The organism is Aquimarina algicola (genome assembly GCF_006443095.1).
In the GTDB taxonomy this organism is placed as follows: Bacteria; Bacteroidota; Bacteroidia; order Flavobacteriales; family Flavobacteriaceae; genus Aquimarina; species Aquimarina algicola.
Genome location: NZ_VFWZ01000008.1, coordinates 1 through 12,163, shown reverse-complemented (window position 1 = coordinate 12,163; position 12,163 = coordinate 1). Strand labels below are relative to the sequence as shown.

Below are 12,163 nucleotides of genomic sequence, written 5' to 3'. Positions count from 1 at the left end.
AATTTTTCTACAATACGATATACTTAACTTTTTTCCATGATAAGACCTCTAAAAGGACTCGAACCCTTGAAAACATTAAAAATCAATTATTTATCACAATTTTCATTTGAATTGTACTATAACTTCATTTTTGTCGAACCCTATCAACACCTCCTTAAACCATTGATTTTCAAATACTACCAAAAGAAAAGGATAAGTAATTTTTTACTTATCCTCTGTCGTGAACTCCGCAGGAGAAAGTTCGAACTTTATAGCTTCAGATTTAAGCTTAATTATCAGTAGATCAATAACTTTGCAAAAAACCTATTTTACATAATTTTTCATTCAATTTTGATGACAAATAATAAGACTAGTTGCTATCTTGAGAAAATCCTTTTATCCATCTAATAAACAATTAAAATTATGTACAAAATAAATATACACTTTTACAATCCTGTTGAATTCTGTGATCAAGAGGTAACTTTTGAATTTGAAATGCCCTTTGTTCCAAGAATTAAAGATCATCTTTCTTTCACTTCTGAAATCTATGAAAAAACCTTAGAAGACCTTCAACGAAAAGTTGACAACGACAATAATTTAAAAATAAGATATGAAGGTTGTGGATATTTGGCTGATGCTAACACAGTAAAAGAAATATCTTATTGCGGCGAAAAAGGTACTATACATGTAGAGTTAGAAACCAGATGAAGCGATGATTAATTTGTACCTATTTACCACATATAATAAGAGCATATTTTATTGTAAGCTTATTCCTTTTGAAAGAATAAGCTTACAATATACTTTTTTGTTCATCTATCAATTTAAGTTGTTTAGTGTCTCATTAATTAATAATAATTACGCTTAAACCATACTAATAATAAGGTTTAATAATTGTTTTTTTAAGCAATAAAAACAAGCTTTATTCATTTCTTTTTATGAAATCTTATTTTGCTCCCATTTTTTAGTAAAAAATTGGGGAATTAGCACCCGATTTTGTCAAAAAAAGCAGCAAAATTACCATTAAAATAATTAAAATACACTACACTTTTTTATGTTATAAATTCATAGTTTTATACTGTATATCAAATACTTATATTCTTAAATTTAAACTTTCCGTATTATGAATCAATTTGAAAAAACAGCAGTAATTATGAAATACTTTTTTGTTTCGTTTCTTTTTTTAACTTTAGCTATAACAACAGTAAGTTGTTCAGAAACAAGTGTTGAAGAAGAAATAGGATTAGATGAAATCGACATCGACAAAAAACCAAAAACATACCTTATCGACAAAGACGAAGTTCAACCACCAATCGATAGGGATTAACATCTTTATCAATACAATAATAATTATAGGTGTTATACTAGGAGCTATAGCACCTTTTTTGCATATAATACCTTCTAAAGAATCTACTGTAAAGGTTTTTGGGTTTAATAATATGAGAGCCTTCTTATTTGCAATAGGTTTCCCTTTAACTTTATTTATACTTTCCATTTTTGGAGCATTTTTGGCTAATTTACTTGAATTGAAACCATATAAACGAGTAGTAAAATTAGCTAGTATTACTTTTACTTCTGTAGCCGTGTATTTTATAGTTTGGACATTTTGGTATAGAAATGATTTTAATATTTATTTGTATTACATCGCAATATGTATTGTTTCAATTTTATCGTCCTATGCAATCTTTATGCTGCTTAAACCAATTTCTAAAAAACTATTAACCCTTAATTCTTTATCTGAAAAAATCCCAAAACTACATTCAGATATTGAATATATAAATGGTATTGCCGATTTAATGCCGGAAGATGATAATACAATTACTTACAAAGCGATGCTTGACTCTACTGGTGACGATTTAAGGAATAAGTATGAAGATATTGAAAGAGATTTACAAAATATTGACGAAGCAAAAGAAGTAGATAATAATACCGAAAAGTTTAAATAAGCAATGAGTGATTCAAATAAAGATAAAACTTATGATGATCTTTTGCTTAAAATGCAAAAGGAATATACCAATTCAGAAGTCATACAATGTTTTGTGAAAACAGAAATAACAAGAGCAATGAATGGAGATTCATTATCTTATGAAGAAATAAAAGCGATTGCAGCAAATTTTAAAAAGGAAATCTCTGACAAAAGAAACAATGATTAGAATGAACTAATTTTCCTTGACATTTCTTTCTTCTAAAGATTTAGTTAAACTATTAATCAAATTTTTAGCAAGATCTTCATCCATAAGTTGCTCCGCTATTTTTATAGCATATTCTTGATTAAATATAGTTTTGATAAACAAAGTCAAAATTTCTCGGGATTTTTCATCTTTACTAATCGCTTTGATGAAATTCATTTGAAAATATTTGTCTAGCTCTGTTTCAGATGGATCACTGCTTTCGATTTTAAAAACTTCAGATTGAGATTCTGTGAGTATCATATCACCTGTACCAGTAATAACCCAATATAGATTTATGTCTGGATAAGCAGAAAATATTTTTTCCAATTTATCAGTACCCAAATTATTTCCAGAATTTAAAATAGTATGAGACAAACCCGTATCCCTTGCAAAATCTCGCTTTCCAATACCTTTTATCTGTAAGTATTTCAAAATTCTTTGCTTACTTCCCATATTAAATGATGTGTATTCGGAAATAATATATTATATTTGGGTATAATTATTTCCAATTAATGTGTTTACGTAATGTAAAAATATGAAATTATACTGATATAATGATGAGATGGAAATAATATGTACCAAAATTAAGGTTGGTATAGAATACAGAAAAAGAATGGATTTCGTATTTGAATAAAAATGTCTGAAAAAAGAAAAAAATTAGGAAAAAGAAAAATTGTTGAAAACTGGTTATTAATGAATAAGGATTTTTTACATATAAAAGCAATAGAAAGAGAAGTTAAAATCCCAGAAAACACTATTCAGAAATATACTAAAAAAGGAAAAACGATTAGCACAAGAAGAATAACGAGTATTCATAAATGGATGCTCAAATTATGTGATCTCTCGGACAAAGAATGGTTTGTAAAGCATCAAAAATGTTTAAACATTACTAGAATTGAAGCTGAAATTAATGTCAAAAATGGGACACTACAGAAATTCATAAAATATAATAGGTCATTAAAGAAAGAGGTTAGTCAATCTTTATTTGATTGGCAAGATGATTTTTTAAACCCTATTTATGAATGGAAATCATATAACAACAAATCCCCAAAATAAAGAAAATGAAAACGAATGAAGAAAACACCAAGAAGAACAGCTTTATTGAATCTATAGTAGATGCAATACAAATGAACCTTACAGATTTTACAAATAATCTGAATACAGGAGCTCCATACGAGCAAATGATCTACCAATGGATCATTACACTATATGAAGATGATGTACCAGTAGAAGAAGCGATAAGTATTATCCATCAAAAGAGACTACAGGTACTATTCAATAACGGAGAAGTAAAAGCACCCGATGCAGAAATTGCTAAAATTCGAAATAGAGTAATGAGTGGGATAAAACACCATCCAGCTTATAAAGAATTAAACAATAACAACATTCAAAAAATACATTCAAAAATTGATGATTTGGTAAAACCAAATCTTCATTCTAGCCATGATATTGTTGCAATTGTATCTAACATTATGAATCAATTATTGCAAGCACAACAACAAGAAATTAAAAATAACTTAAAACCAAAAAACCATAAAAGAAGAAACAAAATGTTTGTAACATTTCCTTTGCATATAAAAGTTCCCCCTATTATTGGAGTGTACAACAACACTAACACTATTTAAGTTGAGTTTGTGATTTGTGTGGTTGATTTGATGGATAGATACCTCCATGAAGATATACCGGATACTGAAGCTAAGAATGCTACTCTTGAATCCTTTTTCTCTATTTTACTTTGCTTGCCAAAATACCATCCCAAAAATAGAGTGCTATATTTTTCCAGTTTTCAAGAAATAGCCCCCAACACTAGCGAAAAAGTATCCGGGAATCTTCTAAACAAAAGAATTTGAAATTATAGATATAATGCTGACCTACCAAGACCGTGTCATAGAAAAAGTAATCAAACATTTCGATGGGCTACCAAAAATCGAAATACTTGATATGTTACAGAAAATCGAAATGCTATTATTAAATCAAGACACTACATTTCAATTTGAAAAATGTAAAGAGGAGCTAGAAAAGCGAAATTTCGCTGCAAATGTAATTCCTCTTAAGAATGAAGGGTATTGTTCCTTAGAAGATTCTTGTCAGTTCATAAAGGTATACAAGTTTGTATTAACGACTTCTATTTTTAATACTCAACACTTACGTTTTACAACCCAAAATGGGTACAAAACGTATGAATTTAACAATAAGAATATTGAAAAAATCTTTGAAAATACTTCCCTACAAAATGAGGTAGGAGAATTTTTGAAAGAAAACAATGTGAAAGATAGGAATAGAAAGACAAAACGGTTAAAAGTACTAGAGTATCTTGACCAGTTTGAACCCAATTTATTTTTCAACTTATGAATATAATTTACTATTTATCGATACTACTTGTAATCTTGTCGACCCGATTTGACAGCAGGGGATTTTACCCCCCTAGTACATATTGTACACTATTATTCTAAGATTTATTTTTGACAGCTATGCCAATTTATAAAATACTAACAATGAAAACATTATACACTCTCTAAAACTATTATTATGCCCTCTATATCAAACACGACAATTTTTATTGAACAATTAGAAATCCCGATCTTTCAATCCCTGACTATTAAACAAACCCTTGAAAAACATCATAAACTAGAACTCCTTTGTAGAAAAGATGTGCTGGAGAGTGCTACCATAGAGGTTGCATCTGAAAGCAAGGACTTTTTAGGACAAACTATCACTGTGCAGGCAGAACCATCTATAAATTTAGCAGATCACGGTAGATTTGAATTCAAAGGGATCATCACTGGGATCGACAGTGCAAAAGGGTTTGACCATTTAAGTGGTGATACTATCTTGATTGAAGCAAAAAGCACCTCTATTATTACAGATGATGGGTGGCACAATGCCTCTTTTGCAGAAATGAACTTGCAGGATATCTTGCTTGAAGTATTTAGTGGATATGATCGTGCTAACTTACAAACTACTTTTGAACCTGAATATACAGATACCATACTCTATAGCGTACAAGCAAATGAAAGCGCCTTTGATTATACCAAAAGGCTTGCAGCACAATATGGGGAATGGTTTTATTTTGATGGGAAGACCCTTGTGTTCGGTAAAAAGCAAGATACAGATGATCTACTCTTGCATTATGGTTCTGATCTGAAGGAATTCAAAGTGCGTCTGATGTCTACTCCCAATAGTAATCGTTATTACGTAAACAATTACCTCACAGAAGATCTGTATGAATCGAATACCAAAGATGTTATTGCAGCTACTAGTGGATTCAATGGATTTGTAGGCGGTAAAAGCGATGCCCTATTTCCACAAGACAGTCAACTACAATTAAACACCTATACAGACAATACGCTGCAACAACGATTGGATCGACAAGTACAACAACAAAAAAAAGCTACACAAGGTAAACAGGTCATTGTAATGGGTAACTCTACCAATCAAGGAGTAGCACTGGGACAGGTCGTTAACATTCAGCAAAATGGAGGCAGTCATGGACGCTTTCGTATTACCGAAGTTTCACACAACTTTTCTGCAAATGATACCTATACCAATACCTTTATAGGAATGAACGCAGATATAGAAGTATCACCCAATACCAATATCAATGCGTTTCCAAAGGCAGCACCGATGACTGCAATTGTTACTGATACCAATGATCCAGAAAAATTAGGAAGGGTTAAAGTACAATTTCCTTTTCAGCGAAATAGCGGTCAAACAACGCCTTGGATTCGGGTGATGACCCCACATTCAGGCAGGGACAAAGGGTTTTACTTTATTCCCGAAATAAACGAAGAAGTATTGATAGGCTTTGAAGGCAATAATGCTGAAAGACCCTTTGTTATGGGAAGTATGTACACAGGAGTTAATGCAGCCGGACAATGGCAGACCGAACACAATGAAATCAAAGCCATACGTACCAAATCAGGACATACCATTTTGTTTAATGACAAAGAAGGTAAAGAAAGTATCACGGTATCAGATATCAATGAAAATACCATACATATTGATACGGCAAATAATAATATGACCATAAAGGCAAATGAAACCCTAACAATGGAAGCAAAAAACATTGTAATGAGAACGGGAGAAGATGTTTTTGTAGAAACAGGAGGAAATATGAATACCATCATTGAGGGGGATATAAGCAATGAAGCAATGGGTGATGTTGTTTTTCAGTCTCAGGGTAATACCACAATCAATGCACAATCAGATATTGATATTACTTCTAGTGTTACTGTAAAAGTAACAGGACAAAACGTTATTTCTGAAGGTCAAACAAGTGCAAAATTAAAAGGGCAACAAACCGAAGTAAGTGGAACAGTAACCCAAATAAAAGGAGCTTCGAACAATGTTAACGTTACCTAAATTATAATAAGATGGCTAAACCTATAGCAGTAGTTGGTAGTATGCATACTTGTCCGATGCACAGTGGTAGTACACCCCATGTTGGAGGACCGATCACAGGACCAGGAGCAACCGGAGTAACCATAAATGGGCAACCCATATCTTTACAAGGCGATACATGTAGTTGCGTGGGAGCAATAGATACGATAGTTCAAGGTAGTGCAGGAGTTACCATTAACGGAATACCTATAGTTACAGTAGATTGTATGACCGCACACGGAGGAATAGTAACAACAGGAATTCCCGGTGTTACTATAACAACTAATACACCAGATGCTATTGTAACAATGGCTAATAACAAAATTCCAATAGAAAAAACATCTGTATTATCCAATGCTTTAACAGTTTTATCAGGTAATTCTAATGAAGAAGCCTTTGCCAATCAAGAAATGCTTAGAGAAGAAACAGAGGGTGAGCCTTTACTTTATAATCCAAAATGGATTAAAGATGAAATTGTGCAAAGACATTCAAAACAAATTCGGCAGATCACTTTATTGGCTAATGTTCGCAATATACCGGATGGGCAAACCATTACTTTTACTTTTGATGTTCCGGAAATCTTTGAACGACCGGAAGAAACCATTACATTATCAGGTGTTGTAGCAAACAAACAAGTAGAAGCGATTTGGGAAATTGAAGATTTAGAAGAAACCGATAATAACGTATAACTATGTCAAATACAACATTAAGAGATTATCAAAGTACGGGCTTGGATGAAGTATTGGCAAGTATTACCTTCAAAGTGAATGGAGGTGGCGCACCAGAGGTAGAAAGTCCACCATTAGACATTTTAAAAACGGGAATTCGTTTGCATTTTTTTAGATACGGATTATTCAAAAAAGAAGCAGCACAAGGCAAAGACCATTTTGTCATCTATGCCCCCGATGATAACGCAGATCATAATTGCGATTTTCAGTACATAAAACCCTATGTATTCGAGCAACAACAACTGGATGATGCGGTCATTAACTCAGAACTCAATCCGCCTGAAGGAGCTTCTGCACCACAAAACTATTATTATCAGCGTACATGCCTTAATGAAGGCTATATCTATATTATAGATGATGCAAATCCTGAATTACATAAAGAATATAAAGTAGATCAATTTGGAAACCTTACCAATATCAGTTGGGATCATGAGCAAAATAAAGAAAATGGAACGTTTAAAGATGTAAGGATACCAACTAAAAAAGATAAACAACGAATTACTAATTATCATTTAGTTCATAAAAAAGGAGCGCAGCTTTGGACATGTTTTAGCCCGGTACAATGGTCTGTAGCCTATCATCAGAAAATGAGGGATGATCAGGAGTTACGACAACAGCGTATGCAAATGGTAGATTGTAGTGGTATCCTTAAAAATGGAGAGAACTGTTTAAACGATATCTATCCCTGCAAAGATGTGATGGCATATTTTACCAGTGACCAGCGTAACGAAGCTATCTGGCTACAACGTAAGTTACATGATATCACAGAAGATGAAACCCAACAACAAGATGAGATCTATGAGGATATGTTTGTTACCCTACACGATCCCTTTAGCTGTGCAGATACGCTATGTGATGGGGTAGAATATGAAATTGAACGTTTACAATCTATCATGCTGTCCTGTAAAACAGGAATTCCCAGTGACGAAATATTCAATAAAATACGTGAAAACGCTGATATTGTAATAGAAGAAAATACTAAAAACAGGCAGATAGAATGTATGTTTTTATTAGCCATTGCAACGTATAAATTTATATTCAATGATCCGGGTGCAACTATAAAATATCGAGGCTATAAACCCGATTCTTGGATGGATCAAATCTTAAAATATACCCCTGCCGGACTTATAGACCGAACGGTAGGTAATGCATTAAACAAAGAACACGGATATGGTCAATCAGGAGCAAGTAGGCAGAAATTAGAAAAAATATTGGGGGTAGCAGAACGACGACGACAACGCAATATCATTAATCAATATAGGGATGATTTGGGTACTTTTATAACCTCGGATTATTATCAGGACATCTATGATGATTATCTCGAAGCTGCTGCCGATTTTGTGGAGATAGCAAAATGGACTGCTGCACATCATAAAGAGATTTTATCCAAATATCCAAACCAGTTTGATCGAGAGCTGGATTTAGAACACGTATATCAAATCAAAAAGGATCATTGGATCAAAGAGGTCGGAAAAACACTAGACCCTGACCCCCCACTATTTAAAAAATCAACCCTCATCCTTGACAAAGAACTTTTCCTAAAATCGTATGTAGTGCTGAGCCTGACCAAAAAAACAAACAGCACAATGGGTAAAATATTGAAAGCATATGGCAATCATGGGGATTATGTAAATGGTAAAGGAGAATTTAAAGTCCTTACCAAATTAGAATATTTAAAACGGGATTTTAAAACACGGGAAGCTTTTATTTCTTTTAACAAATCAGGATTGCATGAGTATCTAAAAACGCATAGTAAAGAAATAGACTTTGGTGTAGAGGGCAATACCAAAGCCAACTTTAGGGAATATGAAAAAACCATGCACAAATTGTATGGCAATATCTCCAGACAAAAAGGAAAAGAACTGATTGATAATGGAGCGATAAAAGTAAATTATAAAAACATACCGAAAAAACACACCACAGCGGTCAAAGATTTTTTAAACAGCACCAAATTTGCCACTGTAGTGTTGGCGTTTGAGGTGATGAGTTTGACACGAGCTATTAAAAAAAGAAGGGAAAAGGATAGCAGATTAAACAATTTACAAGAAAAAGGTGCAGGGATTAAACTTGGCGCAGCCTTAGTGACCTTGGCAAGAAACACAGGCGTAGAAGAACGTTTAGGGCGAAAATTTGCAGAAGTAATCGCTAGAATGCAACAAACAGAAGTTACAGAAGAAATTCTTGGAGAATCTTCTACAAGAATAAGAAACATTGGTAATATTGTCAAGATCGCTGGTTCTACAGTTACAGTGGCAACCGCAGCCAAAGATGCGTATCAGGCGGGATCATATCGGGATTATGATGCGATGGGAGCGTATAGCGCAGCGGGCGCTGTAGGGGCGGTATTTATAGTATCAGACCTGTCCATGTATTTTGGCACAGGGGCGTTGGCACTTGGTTTTTGGCCAGCAGCCATTCTTGGCGGGGTATTGATTGGATTATATGCTGTGGCACAGTTACTCAAAGACACCGAACTACAAGCGTATTTTAAAAACTACCCCTTTAGCGATTATGCAATATTGCCCAATGCTTCAGAACTACCACACCAGTATATCCACCGATTATACGAATCTGTAGATCGTGCTGTTGAACCGTCGAGTTATGAATGGATCAGTGAATCAAAATTTGTAAAATACCGTAATTTTGAAACTGCTTATATTGGTTTTATGGATATGATAGCACCCCATACGGTATATGTTGGGGCACGCTATGATGCCGGCACTACTTTGCAGTATAATAGTGATCTGCATGCACATCGTTTTAGGGCGCACCTTCAATTTTTTCAATATTTTAATGATCCGCAGGATTTGGATATCAAAATCTGGTTCTATCCCTATGGTCTCAATACTCAAGAAAAAGTAGAAATCACCATGATGTATTTTGACTTTCCTAAAGATAGACAACTGGGTAAATCAGATAACCCGCCACGTTGCTATGTAGATTTTGGTTTGCCTGTTGGGTATAAACAAGGTAACTTTGGAAAAGCCTTGTACCCCAAAGGAGAGGTACTTTTTTTATGTAGGTTAAAAACGCATGATAGACATTTTATCCCTCTGGAGCAACAAAACGAAGCGAGATACTATTACAGTATAGCACAGGTGTATAATCAAATAGACCTTAGCACCCCTAAACCATATTATGATAAATTCGGCTTGGGATTATACCATATTCGCAACCCCCGTGTGGCGAGAATAAAAGATACCACACCTGAAGATGCAGAACGGGTAATACGGTTGAAAGATGTATCTTTACTAAGATCTTTTCCATTAACTTAAAAAGGAATGTAATGAGTGCATTTAAGCCCCATATTATCATGACCGAGCCCAATGAAATGACAACAGGCTTACTAAAATTGAAATATGTAGAAAAAGCAAATCAGGACATCTATATAAAAACAAGAAAAGGAATACTTTCTAGTTATATATGGGCTGGTTTAATATTTTTGGGTGTAGGGATTTCGTTACTCTATCCTTATACGGATTCTCCTATCTCTTATATTTTGTTTTGTTTGATTCCTACTTTAATCGGTTTGTTTTTAATTGTTTTTGGTCTTTTTGGCAATAAAAAATATCAAAAGATAATTCTGGACAGAAAAAATGGGATCATTACCTATCCAGATACTTTTTTTAGAAAACCCCTTACAGGGAAGTTCAAAGATTTAAAAGTCATTTTTGCAGTGACTGGTGGAGAGGGTTATGATACCACAGAAGACTTAAAATTTGTCAACACCTTTAGACCCCGTTTTATAGCAGGTAATAAAACGATAGCTTTTGGCAATCCCGAAAGAGCATGGAGTTTTTATGTATGGTATATGGATAAAAACAGACCTTTACCACCAGGAGATATCTTTGACCCTTATCGGGATCAAGATTTTGAGCGCAGAAAAGCAGAGGGATTCCCCAAACCGTTATATGGCACTAATATTCCGACACCAGAGGCTACACCAGAGCAACAAAGAATCCGAGAAAAATACTGGAGCGAGTTTTTTCCGGGTATAGGTAATTGTTAAGAGGTATCCTTTCGTTACAATAACTATAAAGTAAATGAGATTATTTAAGCTTCATATTGGTATGATCTAACCTTAACCTAATGAAATGACAACGAGCTTATTAAAGTTGAAATTTGTAGAAAAAAAGTAAGCCTATGGCAATGTACATTGCCATAGGCTTACTTTTTTTACAAGCTTTGATCAATATTATTTCTTTTCCAATATTAAAGTTATTTCTTCCCCATCCACTGTTCTTGTAAGTACTACTTTATCAGCTGTGATATTTTTTAAAACTTTGTATCCCAAGTCAGGATTATCACTGGTAGGTGTAGGATGAATATCGTTTAATGTATCGTATTTTTCTTTGTCCATGATACCGCTTCCAAATCCTTCTAATTCTTCAGATCCTAACACTACAAATGGAAATAGGAGATCATTATTGGTAGAGCTCTTAAAAAAAGGAGTATTAATAACTCTATTATCAAAAACGTCGTCATTATTATCATAGATAAAACCTCTTATATTACCTTCAACAGGGCTTTCAAAAGTGAATTTTACATCTTTAAACCTATCTTCATAATTTGTTGTTCCTTTCTTAAGGGTAGTAATCTCCCAGTAATTATCAATAGAACTATCAGATAATAGATCTATTAATTCTTGTTTTTGATCGATTTGTAAAAATTCAATTTCTGTCGTTTCTTCTCTTTTTTCTAAAATTAAGGTTCTTTCTTCCCCATCCACTGTTCTTGTGAGTACTACTTTATCAGCTGTGATATTTTTTAAAACTTTATATCCCAAGTCAGGATTATCACTGGTAGGTGTAGGATGAATATCGTTTAATGTATCGTATTTTTCTTTGTCCATGATACCGCTTCCAAATCCTTCTAATTCTTCAGATCCTAACACTACAAATGGAAATA

General features: G+C 33.5%; 13 protein-coding genes. 11 read left to right on the top strand and 2 right to left on the bottom strand.

Features of this window, described 5'->3' with window-relative positions:
- Positions 1 to 402: 402 nt before the first annotated feature.
- From FHK87_RS20230 to FHK87_RS20215, 4 genes are all read left to right on the top strand, one after another.
- Positions 403 to 687, top strand: a complete 285-nt coding sequence (locus tag FHK87_RS20230) for a hypothetical protein (protein ID WP_140595970.1) — start codon at positions 403 to 405, stop codon at positions 685 to 687.
- A 412-nt stretch (positions 688 to 1,099) separates the two neighbouring features.
- Positions 1,100 to 1,303: a hypothetical protein gene (locus FHK87_RS20225; RefSeq protein WP_140595968.1), complete on the top strand. Its 204-nt coding sequence runs from the start codon at positions 1,100 to 1,102 to the stop codon at positions 1,301 to 1,303.
- A 58-nt stretch (positions 1,304 to 1,361) separates the two neighbouring features.
- Positions 1,362 to 1,922, top strand: a complete 561-nt coding sequence (locus tag FHK87_RS20220) for a hypothetical protein (protein ID WP_140595965.1) — start codon at positions 1,362 to 1,364, stop codon at positions 1,920 to 1,922.
- A gap of 3 nt (positions 1,923 to 1,925) precedes the next feature.
- Positions 1,926 to 2,129, top strand: a complete 204-nt coding sequence (locus tag FHK87_RS20215; RefSeq protein WP_140595962.1) for a hypothetical protein — start codon at positions 1,926 to 1,928, stop codon at positions 2,127 to 2,129.
- 6 nt (positions 2,130 to 2,135) lie between these two features.
- Here FHK87_RS20215 and FHK87_RS20210 read toward each other — a convergent pair whose 3' ends face one another.
- Positions 2,136 to 2,600 carry a hypothetical protein gene (locus FHK87_RS20210; protein WP_140595960.1) on the bottom strand — a complete coding sequence of 155 codons (465 nt, stop codon included), beginning with the start codon at positions 2,598 to 2,600 and terminating at the stop codon, positions 2,136 to 2,138.
- Positions 2,601 to 2,783: 183 nt separating this feature from the next.
- On the opposite strand from FHK87_RS20210, the gene FHK87_RS20205 reads away from it, so the two are divergent.
- The 7 genes from FHK87_RS20205 to FHK87_RS20175 all read left to right on the top strand — a co-directional run bounded on the left by FHK87_RS20205 (position 2,784) and on the right by FHK87_RS20175 (position 11,264).
- Positions 2,784 to 3,203 carry a hypothetical protein gene (locus FHK87_RS20205; protein ID WP_140595957.1) on the top strand — a complete coding sequence of 140 codons (420 nt, stop codon included), beginning with the start codon at positions 2,784 to 2,786 and terminating at the stop codon, positions 3,201 to 3,203.
- A gap of 5 nt (positions 3,204 to 3,208) precedes the next feature.
- A complete protein-coding gene (locus FHK87_RS20200) occupies positions 3,209 to 3,772 on the top strand; it encodes a hypothetical protein (protein WP_140595954.1) in 564 nt (187 codons plus the stop codon).
- A 316-nt stretch (positions 3,773 to 4,088) separates the two neighbouring features.
- A complete protein-coding gene (locus FHK87_RS20195) occupies positions 4,089 to 4,499 on the top strand; it encodes a hypothetical protein (protein WP_140595951.1) in 411 nt (136 codons plus the stop codon).
- Positions 4,500 to 4,676: 177 nt separating this feature from the next.
- A complete protein-coding gene (locus FHK87_RS20190) occupies positions 4,677 to 6,509 on the top strand; it encodes a type VI secretion system Vgr family protein (RefSeq protein WP_140595949.1) in 1,833 nt (610 codons plus the stop codon).
- 11 nt (positions 6,510 to 6,520) lie between these two features.
- Positions 6,521 to 7,216: a PAAR domain-containing protein gene (locus FHK87_RS20185; protein WP_140595947.1), complete on the top strand. Its 696-nt coding sequence runs from the start codon at positions 6,521 to 6,523 to the stop codon at positions 7,214 to 7,216.
- Positions 7,217 to 7,218: 2 nt separating this feature from the next.
- A complete protein-coding gene (locus FHK87_RS20180) occupies positions 7,219 to 10,530 on the top strand; it encodes a toxin VasX (protein WP_140595945.1) in 3,312 nt (1,103 codons plus the stop codon).
- Positions 10,531 to 10,541: 11 nt separating this feature from the next.
- Complete coding sequence (locus tag FHK87_RS20175; protein WP_140595942.1) at positions 10,542 to 11,264, top strand: Asp23/Gls24 family envelope stress response protein; 723 nt, start codon at positions 10,542 to 10,544, stop codon at positions 11,262 to 11,264.
- A gap of 186 nt (positions 11,265 to 11,450) precedes the next feature.
- Here FHK87_RS20175 and FHK87_RS26380 read toward each other — a convergent pair.
- Positions 11,451 to 12,163, bottom strand: a 713-nt coding sequence (locus FHK87_RS26380) for a hypothetical protein (RefSeq protein ID WP_226294338.1), incomplete at its 5' end; no start/stop codon positions are given.

What these genes read in the sequence shown, in the direction of transcription:
- FHK87_RS20230 (WP_140595970.1), top strand. Translation starts at nt 403, where the DNA reads ATGTACAAAATAAATATACACTTTTACAATCCTGTTGAATTCTGTGAT.
- FHK87_RS20225 (WP_140595968.1), top strand. Translation starts at nt 1,100, where the DNA reads ATGAATCAATTTGAAAAAACAGCAGTAATTATGAAATACTTTTTTGTT.
- FHK87_RS20215 (WP_140595962.1), top strand. Translation starts at nt 1,926, where the DNA reads ATGAGTGATTCAAATAAAGATAAAACTTATGATGATCTTTTGCTTAAA.
- FHK87_RS20210 (WP_140595960.1), bottom strand. Translation starts at nt 2,600, where the DNA reads ATGGGAAGTAAGCAAAGAATTTTGAAATACTTACAGATAAAAGGTATT.
- FHK87_RS20205 (WP_140595957.1), top strand. Translation starts at nt 2,784, where the DNA reads ATGTCTGAAAAAAGAAAAAAATTAGGAAAAAGAAAAATTGTTGAAAAC.
- FHK87_RS20200 (WP_140595954.1), top strand. Translation starts at nt 3,209, where the DNA reads ATGAAAACGAATGAAGAAAACACCAAGAAGAACAGCTTTATTGAATCT.
- FHK87_RS20195 (WP_140595951.1), top strand. Translation starts at nt 4,089, where the DNA reads ATGTTACAGAAAATCGAAATGCTATTATTAAATCAAGACACTACATTT.
- FHK87_RS20190 (WP_140595949.1), top strand. Translation starts at nt 4,677, where the DNA reads ATGCCCTCTATATCAAACACGACAATTTTTATTGAACAATTAGAAATC.
- FHK87_RS20185 (WP_140595947.1), top strand. Translation starts at nt 6,521, where the DNA reads ATGGCTAAACCTATAGCAGTAGTTGGTAGTATGCATACTTGTCCGATG.
- FHK87_RS20180 (WP_140595945.1), top strand. Translation starts at nt 7,219, where the DNA reads ATGTCAAATACAACATTAAGAGATTATCAAAGTACGGGCTTGGATGAA.
- FHK87_RS20175 (WP_140595942.1), top strand. Translation starts at nt 10,542, where the DNA reads ATGAGTGCATTTAAGCCCCATATTATCATGACCGAGCCCAATGAAATG.